Origin of the sequence: Litoribacter ruber, assembly GCF_018449405.1 — a bacterium.
GTDB lineage: Bacteria > Bacteroidota > Bacteroidia > Cytophagales > Cyclobacteriaceae > Litoribacter > Litoribacter ruber.
Genome location: NZ_JAHCMY010000010.1, coordinates 56,917 through 75,404, shown reverse-complemented (window position 1 = coordinate 75,404; position 18,488 = coordinate 56,917). Strand labels below are relative to the sequence as shown.

Sequence of the window (18,488 nt, the reverse complement as noted above, 5' to 3'; positions counted from 1 at the left end):
AAGGTTCAACGTCCAGAAGGGAATAGCTGCGCTGTATTCCCAGCGGTGACTGATTAATGGATTAAGGAGCTGGAGTACCTAACCTTAATCCCTTAATCCTTTCAACCCTTCAACCTTATCACGGGTTGGTTTAAAGGTTCAACGTCCAGAAGGGAATAGCTGCGCTGTATTCCCAGCGGTGACTGATTAATGGATTAAGGAGCTGGAGTACCTAACCTTAATCCCTTAATCCTTTCAACCCTTCAACCTTATCACGGGTTGGTTTAAAGGTTCAACGTCCAGAAGGGAATAGCTGCGCTGTATTCCCAGCGGTGACTGATTAATGGATTAAGGAGCTGGAGTACCTAACCTTAATCCCTTAATCCTTTCAACCCTTCAACCTTATCACGGGTTGGTTTAAAGGTTCAACGTCCAGAAGGGAATAGCTGCGCTGTATTCCCAGCGGTGACTGATTAATGGATTAAGGAGCTGGAGTACCTAACCTTAATCCCTTAATCCTTTCAACCCTTCAACCTTATCACGGGTTGGTTTAAAGGTTCAACGTCCAGAAGGGAATAGCTGCGCTGTATTCCCAGCGGTGACTGATTAATGGATTAAGGAGCTGGAGTACCTAACCTTAATCCCTTAATCCTTTCAACCCTTCAACCTTATCACGGGTTGGTTTAAAGGTTTAAGGTCCAGAAGGGAATAGCTGCGCTGGGTTCCCTTCTGGACTGATTAATGGATTAAGGAGCTGGAGTACCTTACGTTAATCCATTAATCCATCCACCCCATCAACCTATTCATAGATTCGCGAAGCGGTTATCGGGAAATAACCCTGCCATTGCCGGCCGGCAAGCCTCTAAATCAACACTCTAAACCTTACTGATAATCAGATTGTTATAATTAAAATATTCTGATTGTGATGAAGGCTTTTGTTGTGGTGTTTGTGGTGATGTGGATGGCTGTTTTTGATGCGATGGGACAGCAGAATGATGTGAGAAGGGAGCTCGAGGAGATCAGTTTGGCAAATAAGAGGATACAGGAACAATGGGAGTCAAGAAGTACGAAGTACGAGGTACGAGGTACGAAGACGGAAGTGCAAGGTACGAAAGAACCATGGTATGAGGAAAGGACGATGCCGGACAGTGTGCCCATACAGCAATATGTGATGGCTTATTACAGGGACCTTTACCGACAGGAATATAGACCTGAAAATCTCCTGAGAAGGGTAGGTGATGTCAACTTTATCCATTTCATACAAAGAGGGGATTTTTCGGTTTTCATACTTGGAACACCCAGGCCAGTCACGCCGATCCGTGGGGCTGGTATATGGAAGTGACACGTCGTGTGGTTTAGGAGTTTAGTCGGCCTGCGGCCTGGTTTAGGGGTTTAGAAACAGCGAAGCCACGAATGGTTTCACGCAACGGGAATCGCAACGGCCGCAACGTTTTAGTGTACTTCATTCTCTTTTTCGACCGTCTTGGTCCCTGAGCAAAGACGAAGGGCACGAGCTGGTTTAAAGGTTAAAGATCCAGGAGGGAATAGCTGCGCTAGATTCCCTTCTGGACTGATTAATGGATTAAGGAGCTGGAGTACCTTACCTTACTCCCTTAATCCTTTCAACCCTTCAACCATTTCAGGAGGTGGTTGAAGGGTTTAACGTCCAGTAGGGAATAGCTGCGCTGGAGTCCCTTCTGGACTGATTAATGGATTAAGGAGCTGGAGTACCTTACCTTAATCCCTTAATCCTTTCAACCCTTCAACCTTTTCAGGAGTTGGTTGAAGGGTTTAACGTCCAGAAGGGAATAGCTGCGCTGGATTCCCTTCTGGACTGATTAATGGATTTGGGAGCGGAAGTACCTTACGTTAATTCCTTAATCTATTCAACCCTTCAACCTTTTCACGGGTTGGTTTAAAGGTTCAACGTCCAGAAGGGAATAGCTTCGCCATAGTCCCTTCTGGACTGATTAATGGATTAGGGAGCTGGAGTACCTTACGTTAATTCCTTAATCTATTCAACCCTTCAACCTTTTCACGGGTTGGTTTAAAGGATCAACGTCCAGAAGGGAATAGCTTCGCCATAGTCCCTTCTGGACTGATTAATGGATTAGGGAGCTGGAGTACCTGACGTTAATCCATTAATCCATTCAACCCTTCAACCTTTTTACGGGTGGGTTTAACGGTTCACCGTCCAGAAGGGAATAGCTTCGCCATATTCCCTTCTGGACTGATTAATGGATTAGGGAGCTGGAGTACCTTACGTTAATCCATTAATCCATTCAACCCTTCAACCTTTTTACGGGTGGGTTTAACGGTTCACCGTCCAGAAGGGAATAGCTTCGCCATAGTCCCTTCTGGACTGATTAATGGATTAGGGAGCTGGGGTACCTTACGTTAATCCATTAATCCATTCAACCCTTCAACCTATTTCAGCAGGGATGATCGGGAAATAATCCTGCCTTTGCCGGCAAGCAGACTTCTAAACTACCAGCAGAATATGTCATCCTGCCCAATTGGGGCGCCGGCGGGGATGTCGAGGGGTTTGGTGGGGGTGAGCTCCTCGGGTTGGGAGAGGAAATGGTGGATGTGGCTGGCCAGATAGTTGTCATGGGCTTCCTGGGCATAATTGCTGCCTCCTTGCCTCTTGGTAATCTGCCTTGATTTATATTCCCCACTGTACAAATCCTCCAGCTTCTTGCGCGTGATGGCCCGTACGGATGCTGAGGCCTCCGAACTTTTGGCCAGGGAAATCAACTCCTCCACCAAAATCCTTGAATTTATCATGTTGATTTCCTGTGCCCAGCCTTCTTTTCCGCTTTCAAAAAACTGGTTGGTCAACTTGTCCACCGTTTCCTGAAAGGAGGGAAGGGAATTGTCACTCAGGTGCTGCTGGTAAAGCCTGTTAGCCCTGGCGGGATGAAAAAGGAAGCCCAAGGTCATTTTGGCCACATTTTCCGCAGGGGCGGCGGGGTCAAAATTAAGTGCGTTTCTGGATGAAAAGGTCTCCCTGCTTCTCCCAAAGCCCATAGGCCGGGGGGGAATCAAATCCGCGATATGCCCAGGAAGCACCAGGTGTTCCGGGGAAAGGGTGGCCAGCAGTGCATCCAGTGCCTGGCGCTGCATGCTGCCTTCCACTCTGCTCTGGGATTTTTGGTTGTCTCCTTTTACCTGATAGGTATAGTCCACGCCTCCCAGCAGCTTGCTGGCGGCCTCAATCTGATATCGGTGCATGAGGTAAAGTGGCACCAGCACTTCTTCCAAACTTGCCACAGGACGGCCTTCTTGCAGGGCGTTCAGGCCAAAATCCTCAAGTTTGCGCTTGCGGATGGTCAGCAACCGGCTTAGTTCCTCTGCTGGATTCTCTTGGTTGTCCCACAGGTGGGCGCGGGGATGGCTGCCTCCCGGATGTCTGGCGTCCATGTCGGCTATGAATTCCAAACCCTCCTCAGCGGCATCGATAAGAATCTTATCCAATTCTATTTCCTCATCTTTTCCTTCCCCAAATTGTGCATAGCCATACCTAATCGCCACCTTGTCCCAGTTGCCTATAGCTTGATCGTAGGCATTGCTAAGATCGATTTTGCCATTTGATTCCATGTCTATCTGGGGGTAAGGGTAGTCCATCACCGAACTCATATTTGGCGAAGCCGCATAATTATGGGACAGGCCCAAGGTGTGGCCGATCTCGTGGGCCGAAAGCTGGCGCAGGCGGTCCAATGCCATATGAAGCATGCCGCTGTCGTATTCAGCTCCCTGTTCAAATGGCTGGAGCAGCCCCTGAGCGATCAGGTAATCCTGCCGTACTCGCAGACTCCCCAAAGTAACATGGCCCTTGATGATCTCCCCGGTTCGGGGGTCGCGTACAGACGCTCCATATGACCAGCCCCTAGTGGATCGGTGAACCCATTGGATCATGTTGTATCTCACATCCATTGGATCAGCACCCTCAGGGAGCAATTCCACGCGGAAGGCATTCTGAAAACCGGCTGCCTCAAAGGCATCATTCCACCAATTTCCTCCTTCAATCAATGCGGACCGGATAGGTTCGGGAGTGCCTCTATCTAGGTAATAAATGATGGGTTCAACAGCTTCCGACCGTTCCTGCTCGGGGTTTTTCTTCTCCAGCCGGTGGCGGGAGATAAAGCGTTTCTCAGTGGATTGGTTGATTGGGGTGGCAAAATCCATGTAGCTGATGCTGAAGTAACCAGCTCGGGGATCAAACTTTCTCGGTTTATAATTCTCATCGGGAAGTTCGATAAAGGAGTGTCGCTGCCTTACTGTTACTGCTTCTGGCGAAGGGGTTACCGACCTGATGTGGCTTCCCTTTGGCGTGCCGGTTACGGTGATGTAAGCCTCCACCTCGGTGTTTTGGGGGAAGTTTTTGGTATTTTCAAAATTGAGCGCACTGCGGGAGGATTCCAGTTTGTAGGTCCCCTGATTTTGGTTGCCTAGCTTTTCGGCTATCTGGTGGGCGTCTTGAAGAAAAAAGGAGGTGGCGTCGACTTTATATTTTCCATCACTGTTTTCCTGAATTTCAAAACCCCAAAGCACCGATTCGGCAAAGGCATCCTGTACCGCTTTTCGTTCATCCTCATTATCGCTTTCAGCTCGGAAGTCAAGGTTTTTGTGCACCAATAGTATTTTGTTCCCCGCTTTGCGGAATTCCACTACCCGGGTATTGCCCAGCTGTCCGCGGTCCATGCCCAGGTCGTTGGAGCCTATCCCGGCCGGGAGGGAGTTGACGTATAGAAACTCCTTTTCCAGATCGTCTATCTCTAAAAAGATCTTACCCTTGTCCTCATCGGTTTGCATATTGATAAAGCCTTCAGAAGATTTCAGGGAAAAGGATAAATGGGTTAGAATTAATAGGGGAAACAATAAAAGTAAATGTATTTTCATGGTCGAAGCTTAGGTATGAATTGTGGTTTTATGTAATCTAATCTAGCTACAAAGGCGCTAAGACTCAAAGAAATGTTTGGGTTGAGAATGTCTTCAACATGAACTTCTTTGCGCCTCTGCATCTTTGTGGCTAGCTTATATACTAATTATTTTCTTAGCGCCTTGGGGCCTTTGTGGCCCATCTAATCTAGCTACAAAGGCGCTAAGACTCAAAGTAATGTTTGGGTTGAGAATGTCTTCAACATGAACTTCTTTGCGCCTCTGCATCTTTGTGGCTAGCTTATATACTAATTATTTTCTTAGCGCCTTGGGGCCTTTGTGGCCCATCTAATCTAGCTACAAAGGCGCTAAGACTCAAAGTAATGTTTGGGTTGAGAATGTCTTCAACATGAACTTCTTTGCGCCTCTGCATCTTTGTGGCTAGCTTATATACTAATTATTTTCTTAGCGCCTTGGGGCCTTTGTGGCCCATCTAATCTAGCTACAAAGGCGCTAAGACTCAAAGTAATGTTTGGGTTGAGAATGTCTTCAACATGAACTTCTTTGCGCCTTCGGGCCTTTGTGGCTAGCTTATATAATAAGTATTTTTCTTAGTGCCTTGGGGCCTTTGTGGCTAGTTAATTAATCTCTGTACCTCTCAAAGAATTCGATGATGCGGGCGATGCGGTCGATACGGCGGTTGATGTCTCCGGAGCGGGAAAGCTCGTGGCCCTCGCCAGGGTAGCGCACATACTCCACAGGCTTGCCGAGGATCTTGAGGCTTTTGTAAAGTAGCTCACTTTGTCTGACTCCGGTTCTGTAATCCACGTCCCCGTGCTTGATCAGCAGAGGAGTTTGGATCTGGTCCACATAGGTTTGAGGGGAATTGTAATCCAGAATCTCCTTCACGCCTTCTTCCCAGGGGTAGCCAAAGTGGTTGGGGACCAATCTCCAGGCGTTTCCTTCTCCCAAAAAGAAAGTGAGTTCGTAAACCCCTCTTTGGGCAAATGCAGCCTTAAACCTGTGGTCATGGCCTACAATCCAAGCAGTAAGGTAACCGGCATAGCTTCCTCCTGTCAAAAACAACTGATCACCGTCGATCCAGTCGTAGCGGCTCTGGGCATCATCCAAAGAGCCTAGCACATCACTTGCCGGGCCGTCTCCCCAATCCTGGAAATTGCCTTTTTGGAATGCCCTTCCATAACCTCCCGAACCTCTTGGATTGGCATATACCACGCCGTAACCTCTGGCGGTCATGGTCTGGTATTCATGCCACATGGAAAACTCACCCGGTCCCCACATGGCCGAAGGTCCCCCGTGCATCTGCAGCACCGTAGGGTATTTTTCCCCCTCTCTGCGGTCCACCGGCTCCATTACCCAATAATCGATCTCAAAGCCATCCTGACTTATTTGATGGGCGGTAGGCTTTGAAATTTTGCGCTCTGCCAACCAGCTGTCGTTGAATGAGGAGAATTTTTGGGCATTTCCAGCATCCAGATCCGCTAGATAGATTTCACTAGGGTTCTCTATTTGGGTCAAGGCATATACCAGCCTGTCACTGTCGATGTCAAAACTTTGAACGCCTACTGGCCCTTCGATCAATGGGGTAGTGCTGCCTCCCTCTATGGAGGTTCTGAAAAGTGTCACGCCTCCAATATTTGGAGCGGTATAATAAATGTGTTGCCCGTCTTTGGACCATTTGCCGGAATAAACGCTTCTGTCCAGGTCTTCGGTGATCCAGCGGAACTGTGAGCCATCTGGCTTCATTATGCCCAGCATGCCCAAATTGTAACTTGGTTCCGTGATGTCCTGACCGGACACCAACACCCATTCCCCATCAGGGGAGAAGGATGGATTTCCAACCCTGTGGTCCTCTATATGCAAAACCTGCGTTGGGGAGCCGCCATCTAGGGGTATTCTGTACACATCCGTGTGCATGGTCTCATCTGGGTGATCCTCATATTTCACCGACGAGGCCAGCAGGAAATTGCCGTCAGGAGCCCAGTCAGCGGAGAAATAATTCTGGAAACCATTGGTTAACTGGCGGCTTTCCTTGGTGTTGATGTCAATTACCGATAGGTGGCTGAATTGCATGTCGGGGCTTAAATCTTTTTCCCCGAGAAAATTAAGTCTGGTGATCACCTTTGGGTCCTTATCGGCGGCATTTTTGGCTAAATAAGCCCTCATTTCTTCCAAGGAGCCATCTACATTCGGCTTAACGTCTTCTTTGGCTTTTCCATCCTTAATTGCGCCATAATGTGGTTCATCACCAAACTCTCTGCCCGGTCTTTCGTATTCCCATGTGGGTTCGCCCTCCAGTTCCCAGATGGGCAGGGTGCTGCTGAAAAGGATTTTCTTGCCATCGGGAGACCATTTTGGGGAGGAAGCCCCGTGTTTGGCCGAAGTAAGCACTTGGGCCTCTCCACCTTCCAGTGAAAGGAGATAGATTTGGGCCTTGCCGTCTTTGGATCTCACAAAGGCCAATGTTTTGCCATCGGGTGATAGTTCTGCGCTACGGGTGGAATTGTCGCTGCTGGTGAGGGGCCGGGCGCGGTCGGGATTGTCAATGGGGGCTATGAATACCTGGCTTTTGTATTGGTATTTTTCCTTTTCCTGTTCGATGAAGTTTTTGACAAAAATCAGGTGCTTCCCATCCGGGGTTAACTTGTGGTCAGAAGTACTTACGATCTTGGTCAAGTCACTGATCTGTACAGGTTTTTTCTCTTGTGCCAAGGCCGATAATAGGCTTAGCTGAAGGAAGAGAAGGAAAATCAAACTGTTTTTTTTAATCATAGTCCTTAGATAAGTTGGGTTGAATAGGAATGAATATAAAAAATATTGCTATTATTAAGCACGTATTTTTATATAAATGGTAAAAAAAGTAAGTATAACAAATAGCTGGGTGCAAATCCCAGAAATGTTTATTTGTAGGAAAAATTGTGTATAGCGTGGAATCCAGCATCTTTCAGTCAATTGATATTGCAGAGTATTTTGATAAAATAAATGACCCTCTGTTTATATTCAGTGAGAGTGAAGTAATATATTTTAATAATAGTTTTAAAAATCATTTTGAAAGCCTTCCAAAGAGCTGGGAACAGTTCTTTAAGGAACCCAACTTGGTGGAAGAGCTTCAGAATTTTTTTAATGGGGGCAATTTGCCTTCTCCACAGGTGGCCAAAGATTCCCTGGAGCAGGCCGAGAAGAAATCATTCTATATCTGGGAGTTTGTAAAGATGCCTTCCAAGGAGGGGCAACCGCTCTGCATGGCCAAGGGCCGCAAGAAGGTGACCTTCACCGAGATTCTTTTCGACCACCTTAGTCAGGAATCGGAAGAGGTAAAAAGGAGTGAGGTGAGCCTTATCCACAATATCCTGCGAAACAGCCACGATATGATTGCCATTTTGGACAAAAATGGCATTTTCAGATACATCAGCCCTGCCACCGTACAGATATTGGGCTATGACCTCCATGAGGTGATCGGCAAATCCTTTATGTACCTGGTCAAAAACGGCTTTATCACCATTGAAAAAGGGAATTTCGAAGACCTGGACGACAGTGAGAAGGAGATTGAAATAGATTTTTGGATCAAGACCAAAGATGGGAAAAACCTGTTTTTGGAGAGCTTCGGCAAAAACCTGCTCAATGATCCCGAGATCAACGGCCTGCTTTTCAGTGCCCGGGACATCACTGCCATCAAGAAATCGGAAAAGTCGCTCAAGAAACGGTACGAACTAGAGCAACTGATCAACCGGATTTCTGCCCGGTTTGTAAACTCGGATGTCAAAAACTTCGACGAAGTATTCAATGAAGCCTTGCGCTTAATTGGGAAGTTTGAAAAAGCAGACCGCAGCTACATTTTCTTGGTTCATCAGGACCTGAAGGTGCTTGAAAACGTCTATGAATGGACGGCCGATGGGGTGGAACCCCAGATTGAGTATTTAAAGGAGCTGCCTTACTCTGAAGAGGAGATCATTATCCAAGGGCTACTCAGAAGGGACATTACGGTGATTCCTGATATTGAGAAATTGAGTGACCGCTATATGTATGAAAAGGAAATCTACCGGCAGCAGGGAATTAAATCCCTTATGGTGATTCCTATTTTTTCCGAACATCAGCTGATTGGTTTCTTTGGGCTCGATGCCGTAAAAGAAAGGCGGGAATGGCATGCCAATGACGAGTATGTATTGCGTCAGTTGGGGGATGTGTTTGCCGGAAGCTTTATCAACCGCTCTATCAAGGTAAAGCTTGAGCGGAATGAAAACCTATTGGCTTCCACGGAGCTGTTGGCCAAATCGGGTTCCTGGAGGTTCAGCAACACCAAAAAGCGGATCTATTTTTCCAAAGGCCTCAACAATATCTTTGAGCTGGACGAAAATCTGGAATACGCCAAGATCAACGATTTCTTCAAACTGGTGAGCCCCAAAGTGAGGATGGAAATCACTACCAATGTGAAGCGTTCCCTGAAATATAGGGAGTCCTCCAGCGGGGAGTTTTCTATCACTGCCAAGGGGGGAGGTTTGAAACACATCACTTATTCCATTCAGGTAAAGGAAAACTATACCAATTCCGAGTTGGAGATTTTCGGCTATTGCAGGGACATCACCTCCAAGAAAAATGCGGAGAAAAACCTCTTGTTGCAGTCCCAGATCCTGGCCCAGGTCAATGACGCCATTTTTGTGACCGACAAAAACTTGAGGGTAATCTATATGAATCAGTCGGCGGATAAAGGTTATTCCACGGATGATTTTGAAGAAAATAAGACCACGCTTTCCCAATTGATCAGCGTCATTCTTCCCAACAGCAAAAAGCTGGAGGAGCTAAAGATAAAGGTAGATGAAAATGGATCTTGGGTGGGAGAGGTGGAAATTGAAACCAAGCAGGGGAGGTTTGAACCCCATGAGCTTGCCGTTAATCCCTTTAAGGATGATGAGGGCAAGCCGATAGGGTATTCCTTTTTGGCCAAAAACCTTACTTTCCAGAAAAACAGTGAGGAGATAGCCAAAAAATCCAGACTGATCATTGAAAACAGCCCTGCGGTACTGTTTACTCTGGATCCCAATGAGAATTTCAGGATTAATTTCATTACGGATAACATCAGCCAGTTTGGGTACAATGCTGAAGAGGTAGTTCGAAATCAGACTTCCATACTAGATTTCATCCACCCCGATGATGCCAAGGAGTTGCTCCATTACCATAAGAGTAACACCACGGATACGGGGGTTCCTTCTTTTTCGGGGGAATACCGCTTCAGGACAGCTGATGGGGCCTATAGATGGGTGGAAGACAGGACTCGGGAGATCTATGACAAAAACGGCAAGATTCTTCTACATGAAGGCCTTTTCCAGGATGTTACCGAAAGGAAAAAGCACCGCCTGGAGATTGAAAGAAACGAAAAGCGGTATAGGGTGTTGGCTTCCAACATCCCTTTTACCAATGTATTTCTGATAGATAAAAACCTCAAATACATTGTGGCTGAAGGACCAAACTTCAAATATTGGGGGATGGATTCAGGTACATTTGAGGGAAAAACAATCTATGAGGTGCATACCACCAATTTGGAAAAGATAGAACCGGTAGTGGAGGCTGCGCTCAAAAAGAGGCGAACTGTACAGGAAACCATCACGCTGCTAAGCCGAGTTTACGAGCTTACGGCCAAGCCGATTATTGCGGGTGATGAGGTGGAATATATCCTAGGCATAGTGCGGGATATCACGGAGGAATACCGTGTGAAGCAGGATCTTCAGCGCAGTGAGGAGAAGTACAGAAACCTGGTGGAGGAATCCACCGAGATCATCTTCTCCCTCGGTGCCGATTTGGAATTGACCTATATCTCACCCAATGTCAAGCAGTTTTTAGGCTATGAGCCTCATGAAGTTACGTCGGCTAGCTTAAATAAGTTTTTACACCCTGAGGACACCGAAGTCTTTGTGGAGAAGATGAAGGAAAATGATATTTTCTTCCAGGACAACCAATATTTGGAGTTTAGGCTTGTCCATAAGAAAGGGGAATACCGAATCTTTTCTGCCAATGGAAAAGTGATCAAAGACCAGAACGGCAAATTTAAATATTACACCGGTATAGCCAGGGATATCTCAAAGCTCAAGGAAGCCCAGCGTGAACTTTACATTGCCAAGGAAAAAGCCGAACAGGCATCCATGGTCAAGTCGCAGTTTCTAAGTATCATGAGCCACGAGATCCGTACGCCTATGAATGCCGTGATTGGGATGTCCCACCTTCTGATAGAGGAGGATCCTAGGCAGGACCAGCTGGAGAACTTGAGGACGCTGCAGTTTTCGGCAGAAAACCTGCTGGGTCTGATTAATGATATTTTGGATTACAGTAAAATCGAGTCCGGAAAAATCGAGCTGGAGCACGTGGATTTTGAGCCGAGAAACGTGCTTAACCGCATGATGCACAGCCATACCTTCCAGGCCAGGGAAAAATCCCTTGAAATCATCGCCAAAGTGGATAACAGGGTGCCTGAGATACTCAACGGTGACCCGGTTCGGTTGGGTCAGATTATCAACAACCTGATTTCAAACGCCATCAAGTTTACAGAAAAAGGCCATGTGAAGATTTCCCTGAGTAACATAGGGGAAACCGATGACAAGGTTACGGTAAGGTTTATGTTTGAAGATACCGGTATTGGTATCGATGAGGATAAAAAGGATATCATCTTTGAGGCCTTTACCCAGGCCAGTACCGAAACTACGCGTAAGTTTGGTGGAACGGGGTTGGGCTTGGCCATTGTCAAGAAACTGGTTGAGCTGTTTGATAGCCGCATAGTGGTGCAGTCCCAAAAAGGGAGGGGTACGCTTTTCATGTTTGACATTGAGTTTAACAAGTACATCAAGAAATCTATCGTCCATAAGGACAGTCAGGATTCCAGTGTTAAGAATCTAACCCAGGCCAGGATATTGGTAGCCGAGGACAACTTGGTCAACCAGATCATGATCCGCAAGTTTCTCACCAAATGGGAGGCCGGGCATGTGGAGTTTGCCAATGACGGGGTGGAGGCCTTGAAGCTTTTTGAGGCGGGAGACTTCAACCTTATTTTGCTTGACCTGCAGATGCCCGAAATGGATGGATTTGAGGTTGCCAAGGTAGTCAGAAGCCATCCCAACGAGCAGAAAAGGACCATTCCGATCATCGCCCTTACGGCCTCCAGCCTCATCGAGGTCAAGGACCAGTTGGATGAAGTGGGCATGGACGATTACATTCCCAAGCCGTTTAACCCGGATAATCTATATGCCAGGATGATAAAATACCTGCAGAAGTAAAATTCAGGTATCATTTCTGTTATGTGAAGGAATAGCTTAATTTTGGGCCCAAATTCAAGTTGATGCGGATATTCTTTACCATTCTCATAAATGTATTGCTGGTCAGCCTGGCTTCCGCCCAAGGTTCCAGACACCAGAGAAGCACACTGCACCTTATCCAGGGTAATGCCGGTGCCAACCTAAGGGAGTTTAACCAGCTGCTGGAAGATAAGGGAATCAGCCCCCTTCGCAGGGGCTATTCCACTTTTGGCATAGGTTACCAAAACAGGTTCAACGATTTTGTGCTCGGCTTTGAGCTTTACCACAACAACGGTCCCCAGTCCACATTCCGTGACTATACCATTGATTACCGCACCTCCAGGGCCTACTTGAATGTCGGTTATGCCTTTACGGAGGAAGGGCGCTTTCACCTGATTCATTATATGTCCATAGGTGTAGGCTACCTCAATTTTGAGATGCTGGAGGAAAACCGCCCCGAATCGATGGCTGGCTTTCTGGCGGATCCCGAGATGGGTTTTATTTTGCGCCAAAACAATATTCACAAAGGCAGCCAGAAATTTGGTGGGCTGCTTACTGAAATAGGTTTTCAGGTCGGCTATGATATAGACCTGCCGGTGATGGAAGAATCAATTGAGGTGATTGCCAAATTCGGGTATTCATTCAGCCCCTTTGAAAATGCCTGGAACAGGAAAGGAATAGCTTTTGACAATGCCCAAAGTGGTCCATTTCTGCGCTTGGGAGCGGGGATAAGCCTTCCAGACTATAATTATTTCTACAGGGATGCCTCCCTGGGCGTACACTTGCTATATGGTTTGCACTTTACCCGGCCTAGCCAGTTGAATGAATCCTTGAGTACATATGGATATCAGCAGTTCCAAGGCAGGCCCAGCAATTGGGGCTTGAAGATCCTGGGGGAAAACCGCGGGACGCTATACGGTCTGGATATCTACAACCTCGCCTATGGCGGACAGGCAAATGCCGAAAGGTCGCATACGCTGAACAGTGTGCGGGTTTACGGCAACTTCGGTCAAAAGCTTTATGACCACAAGAATGTGGAAATGGGCGTATTGGGGGGCTTTGGATATGGCAACCTGCGCTACACCACTTTAAAGGATATGAAGCCAGACTTCCCATTGTTGTTTGAGGAGCCAAACCATGACGGGTATTTACGGACTTGGGGCTTTTTGGCCAAGCCGGAGCTTTACCTCGCCTATGCCATGCCGTTGAGCAAGCGTAAATCCTTTGACCTGATTTATAGTGCACATTTCGGCTATGAACTTCCTGTGGGAAGGTTTAGGCTGGCCGATATGGGGATGAACAAATACGTGGCAGGGCCCTATGTGCAGTTTGGGTTTGGGATCAGGCCGTAATGTGCAAAGAGGGGAAGTGATTTGGTTTTAGCTCCCACCCCTAAAGGGACTTTTGATTTTTTAAGAATGATGCAAGTTTATGTATTTATAAATAAATTTGCTTACTTTGTAATATTAGCTTATCAAGAAAGACCGAGGGAAGGGCCCGTTGACGTCTTAGCAACCTGTAGAAAGAAGGTGCTAACTCCCGTTCCGGAAACGCCGGAAAAAGATGAGCCGTATGAAAATACTCGTTATTTTTATCCGTTCGTGTCTGTCTATGATAAGCTTTTTAAACTACGAACTATATGCCAAACCGAACAGACCTATTACTCCAAGCCCTCCGTCAAAAGATCCTGATTCTGGATGGGGCCATGGGGACCATGATTCAGCGCTACCAGCTTACAGAAGAGGATTTTAGAATTCCAGAACTACAAGATCATCCCCAATCCCTAAAGGGAAACAATGACCTTTTGTCCTTGAGTCGTCCCGATGTGATTGCGGCCATCCATAGGGCATATTTGGATGCTGGGGCGGATATTATCGAAACCAATACCTTTAGCAGCACCACCATTGCCCAAGCCGATTATGGACTTGAGCATTTGGCCTATGAGCTGAATCTGAAGTCGGCCGAGATCGCCAAAAAGGAAGCATTGGCCTATTCTGAGCAAAATCCGGATAAGCCCAGGTTTGTGGCCGGAGCCATTGGTCCCACCAACAGGACGGCATCCATTTCCCCTGATGTCAACGACCCGGGATTTAGGGCCATTACCTTTGACCAACTAGCCGAGGCATATGCCGAGCAGGTGAGGGGGCTGCTGGATGGAGGGGCAGATATTTTATTGGTGGAAACAATCTTTGATACCTTGAATGCCAAGGCCGCTCTATACGCTATTCAAGATGTGTTTGAAGAAAAAGGTATTCCCCTTTCCCCAGAGGAAGGAGGGATCCCTATTATGATCAGTGGCACCATTACCGATGCCTCTGGCAGAACCCTTTCCGGCCAGACTACTGAGGCTTTTCTGATCTCACTTTCACATGTCCCCCTGTTGAGTATAGGCCTTAACTGTGCTTTGGGGGCCAAGGAGCTGAGGCCTTATTTAAAAGTACTTTCTGAAAAGGCCCCATTCTACGTGTCTGCCTACCCCAATGCCGGTTTGCCTAACGAGTTTGGGCAATACGACCAGGGTCCAGAAGAAATGGCCAAGCAGGCGGAGGTTTTTCTCAAGGAAGGGTACATCAATATCCTTGGAGGGTGCTGTGGCACTACTCCGGATCATATTGCTGCATTGGCACAAGTCTCAGCTAGCTATTCACCCAGAAAAGCAACATTGCAAACCGAATCAAACCTACCTATATGAATAAGACATTTCCATTGAAACTTTCAGGGTTGGAGCCTTTGCTCATCACTCCTGAAATCAATTTTGTCAATATTGGAGAAAGGACCAACGTGACCGGCTCCAAGAAATTTGCCCGTTTGATTTTAAATGGGGATTATGAGGAGGCTTTGGAAGTGGCTCTTGAACAGGTGAGAGGCGGTGCCCAGGTGTTGGATGTATGCATGGATGAAGGCATGCTGGATGGAGAAGCGGCCATGGTGAAATACCTGAACCTTATTGCCTCAGAACCTGAAATATCCAGAATCCCCATCATGATAGACAGCTCCAAGTGGAATATCATCCTGGCGGGACTCAAATGCATACAGGGGAAGGGGATTGTGAATTCCATAAGCCTGAAAAACGGGGAGGAGGAGTTTCTCCACCAAGCCAAAACCATCAAGAAATTTGGAGCGGCTGTCGTGGTGATGGCTTTTGATGAGGACGGACAAGCCGATACCTATGAGAGAAGGGTGGAGATCTGTAAGAGGAGTTATGACCTGTTGACCCAAAAGGCCAGGTTTAACCCTGCCGATATCATTTTTGACCCCAATATTTTTCCGGTGGCCACCGGGATGGAGGAGCATCGCAGAAATGCGCTTGATTTCTTTGAGGCCACCAAATGGATCAAATCCAACCTGCCAGGGGCAAGGGTAAGTGGAGGAGTAAGTAATGTCTCCTTTTCTTTCCGGGGTAACAACCCCGTAAGGGAAGCTATGCATGCCTCTTTTCTATATCACGCCATCAAACACGGGATGGACATGGGGATTGTGAACCCCACCATGCTGGAAGTCTATGATGACATTGACAAGGAGCTGCTGGAAAGGGTGGAGGATGTATTTTTCGACCGGAGGGAAGATGCTACTGAGAGGCTGCTGGAATTTGCCGAAACGGTGAGGTCCAAGGATAAAAAAGAGGTGGCTTCTGAAGAATGGCGTCAGGAAAGTGTGGAGATAAGGATAGAGCATGCTTTGGTGAAGGGCGTTATCGATCATATCATTGATGATACCGAAGAGGCCAGGTTAAAATATCAAAGTCCATTAAAGGTGATTGAAGGCCCATTGATGGACGGAATGAACGTGGTGGGAGACCTTTTTGGTGAAGGGAAGATGTTTTTGCCCCAAGTGGTGAAGTCAGCCCGAGTGATGAAAAAAGCAGTGGCCTACCTTGAGCCCTTCATGCCCAAAGCGGGAGATGAGGGCTATGAAGTAAGCCAGGGCAAGATCAAAAAAGTGCTTTTAGCCACTGTAAAAGGGGATGTCCACGATATTGGAAAAAACATTGTCGGGGTAGTTTTAGCCTGCAACAGCTACCAGATCGTGGATTTGGGCGTGATGGTGGATGCACAGAAGATCATCGATGAAGCCGTAAAACAGGATGTGGATGTGATAGGTCTAAGTGGTCTGATTACCCCTTCTTTGGATGAAATGGTTAATGTGGCCAGTGAGATGGAACGTCAGGGGCTAAAACTACCTCTCCTGATAGGCGGCGCCACCACCAGTAAAATCCATACTGCGGTGAAAATTGACCCCGTTTATTCCGGTTCTGTGGTCCATGTACAGGATGCCTCGAAGTCCGTTCCCATTGTGGGTGAGTCGATCCAGGAGAGCGGCAGGGAAGTGTTTAAAGAAAAGGTAAAAACTGAATATGCCTCCCTCCGTGTGGCCCATGAGGCTAAGCAAGAAGCCAAGCAGTTGGTTAGCTTTGGGCAGGCGGTGGAAAATGCCGCAGACCTATCCGCTACTAAACCGGTGGTGCCAAAAAGCTTGGGAAGAAAAACGATTGGGTTTGATATAGCGGTTTTGCGCCATTATATTGATTGGACTCCATTCTTTAGCACCTGGATGCTAAGCGGGCGGTATCCGAAGATTTTGGAAGACAAGGTGGTTGGGAATGAAGCCAAAAAGCTTTTCGCAGAGGCCAACGCCTTGCTGGATAGGATTGTAGAGGAGAAGTGGTTTGAGGCAAGAGGAGTGTATGGGATATTTCCCGTTCAAAGGATTGGTGAGGATGTAGAAGTAGAGGCCGATGGAAACCCAACCTTTCATTTTCTGCGTCAGCAGGGGAAAAAGGGAAAAGGGGTTCCAAACCGTTCCCTGGTGGATTTTCTTTCACCTAAAGAAAAAGATTATCTTGGGGCTTTTGCCGTGGCAGCTGGTATTGGCATGGAAGCCAAGCTTGCCGAATATGAAAAGGCAGGTGATGACTATAATGCCATCATGCTCAAAGCCCTAGCCGACAGACTGGCTGAGGCCGCAGCGGAATACCTTCATCAAAAAGTAAGAAAAGAAGAATGGGGGTATGCGGAAGGGGAGACTTTGGAAAATGAAGACTTGATCCGTGAGAAATACCAGGGGATCAGGCCGGCTCCGGGCTATCCAGCCTGTCCCGAACACTCGGAAAAAGCAACCTTGTTTGACCTGCTAAACGCTGGAGAGATAGGGGTGAGGCTTACGGAGAGCTTTGCCATGTTGCCTACTTCTGCAGTGAGCGGCTTTTACTTTGCCCATCCGGAGAGCAAGTATTTCGGTTTGGGGAAAATCGGCAAAGACCAGGTAGCCGATTATGCCAATAGAAAGGGGATCAGCCTGGAACTTGCTGAGCGCTATCTTTCGCCCAATCTTGCCTATACACCAGAAATCAAACCTATAGAACAGCTATAAATGAAAATTACAGAATATATAGAGCAGGCGGATAAATGTCTGTTCTCTTTTGAAATCCTACCTCCCTTGAAGGGGCAGAGTATCCAGCATTTAATGGAGGGAATCTCCCCCCTCATGGAATTTAATCCCCCATTCGTGGATGTGACCTACCATAGGGAGGAATTTATTTATAAAAAGCACCCCAATGGACTTTTAGAGAAGGTCAGCACCAAGAAAAGACCTGGCACAGTAGGGATATGCGCCGCCATCATGCATAGGTTTCATGTGGAGGCCGTTCCCCATCTGCTTTGTGGAGGATTCACGAGAGAGGAAACTGAAAATGCGCTTATTGACCTGAATTTTATAGGTGTCCAAAATGTGTTGGCCCTAAGGGGGGATGCCCCAAAAACCGAGTCCAAATTCACGCCTGAGGATAACGGCCATCATTATTCCAAGGATCTGGTCAAGCAGATTGTGGACATGAACCATGGAAAGTATCTGCATGAGGAGACGGAAGTAGGCTTCCATACTAACTTTTGTGTGGGTGTGGCCGGATATCCCGAAAAACATTTCGAGGCCCCAAACATGAAGTTTGACCTCAAGCATCTCAAAGCCAAAGTGGATGCTGGTGCGGAATATATTGTGACGCAGATGTTTTTTGACAATAAGAAATTCTTTGATTTTGTGGACAAGGTTAGGGAGTTGGGTATCACCGTTCCCATCATTCCGGGTCTGAAACCCATTACCACGCTTAGTCAGTTGACCAACCTGCCCCGTACTTTCTTTTTGGATCTGCCGGATGACTTGCTCGACGAACTTGAAAAATGCAAGTCCAACCAGGATGTAAAAGAGGTGGGAATAGAATGGTCAATCCACCAAAGCAAGGAACTTATCGAGAGGGGTACCCCTTGTCTCCATTACTACACCATGAGTAAGGCGGATGCAACTTACCGAATAGCAAAGGCCCTATTCTGAGGAAAT

At 47.2% G+C, this 18,488-nt stretch carries 8 protein-coding genes and 1 riboswitch; of the genes, 6 read left to right on the top strand and 2 right to left on the bottom strand.

Translation table 11 applies throughout. The features are described from left to right. Nucleotides 1–904: 904 nt before the first annotated feature. Nucleotides 905–1,321 (top strand): hypothetical protein, encoded by a 417-nt coding sequence (locus tag KI659_RS14910; protein ID WP_213946166.1) that lies wholly within the window; start codon nt 905–907, stop codon nt 1,319–1,321. A gap of 1,145 nt (nt 1,322–2,466) precedes the next feature. On the opposite strand, the gene KI659_RS14905 is transcribed toward KI659_RS14910, so the two are convergent. Both KI659_RS14905 and KI659_RS14900 read right to left on the bottom strand, forming a co-directional pair. Then, complete coding sequence (locus KI659_RS14905) at nt 2,467–4,881, bottom strand: zinc-dependent metalloprotease (protein ID WP_213946165.1); 2,415 nt, start codon at nt 4,879–4,881, stop codon at nt 2,467–2,469. Nucleotides 4,882–5,502: 621 nt separating this feature from the next. After that, complete coding sequence (locus KI659_RS14900) at nt 5,503–7,653, bottom strand: S9 family peptidase (protein ID WP_213946164.1); 2,151 nt, start codon at nt 7,651–7,653, stop codon at nt 5,503–5,505. 155 nt (nt 7,654–7,808) lie between these two features. Here KI659_RS14900 and KI659_RS14895 point away from each other — a divergent pair, with 155 nt between their 5' ends. The 5 genes from KI659_RS14895 (at nt 7,809) to metF (ending at nt 18,482) form a co-directional block, all read left to right on the top strand. Then, nucleotides 7,809–12,140: a PAS domain S-box protein gene (locus KI659_RS14895; protein ID WP_213946163.1), complete on the top strand. Its 4,332-nt coding sequence runs from the start codon at nt 7,809–7,811 to the stop codon at nt 12,138–12,140. Between the two features lie 62 nt (nt 12,141–12,202). Beyond that, entirely contained in the window at nt 12,203–13,510 is a 1,308-nt protein-coding gene (locus tag KI659_RS14890; RefSeq protein WP_213946162.1) for an outer membrane protein, read from the top strand. A 116-nt stretch (nt 13,511–13,626) separates the two neighbouring features. Next, nucleotides 13,627–13,728: riboswitch (SAM riboswitch) on the top strand. Nucleotides 13,729–13,797: 69 nt separating this feature from the next. Further along, nucleotides 13,798–14,850, top strand: coding sequence for a homocysteine S-methyltransferase family protein (locus tag KI659_RS14885; protein ID WP_213946161.1), 1,053 nt, complete (start codon nt 13,798–13,800; stop codon nt 14,848–14,850). Then, entirely contained in the window at nt 14,847–17,528 is a 2,682-nt protein-coding gene (gene metH, locus KI659_RS14880; RefSeq protein WP_213946160.1) for a methionine synthase, read from the top strand. The genes KI659_RS14885 and metH overlap by 4 nt, the downstream gene beginning before the upstream one ends. After that, entirely contained in the window at nt 17,529–18,482 is a 954-nt protein-coding gene (gene metF, locus KI659_RS14875; RefSeq protein ID WP_213946159.1) for a methylenetetrahydrofolate reductase [NAD(P)H], read from the top strand. It begins immediately after the preceding gene. The last annotated feature ends 6 nt before the right edge of the window (nt 18,483–18,488 follow it).

Coding starts and splice junctions, on each gene's coding strand:
- KI659_RS14900 (WP_213946164.1), bottom strand. CDS start 7,653: ATGATTAAAAAAAACAGTTTGATTTTCCTTCTCTTCCTTCAGCTAAGC.
- KI659_RS14890 (WP_213946162.1), top strand. CDS start 12,203: ATGCGGATATTCTTTACCATTCTCATAAATGTATTGCTGGTCAGCCTG.
- metF (WP_213946159.1), top strand. CDS start 17,529: ATGAAAATTACAGAATATATAGAGCAGGCGGATAAATGTCTGTTCTCT.
- KI659_RS14885 (WP_213946161.1), top strand. CDS start 13,798: ATGCCAAACCGAACAGACCTATTACTCCAAGCCCTCCGTCAAAAGATC.
- KI659_RS14910 (WP_213946166.1), top strand. CDS start 905: ATGAAGGCTTTTGTTGTGGTGTTTGTGGTGATGTGGATGGCTGTTTTT.
- KI659_RS14905 (WP_213946165.1), bottom strand. CDS start 4,881: ATGAAAATACATTTACTTTTATTGTTTCCCCTATTAATTCTAACCCAT.
- metH (WP_213946160.1), top strand. CDS start 14,847: ATGAATAAGACATTTCCATTGAAACTTTCAGGGTTGGAGCCTTTGCTC.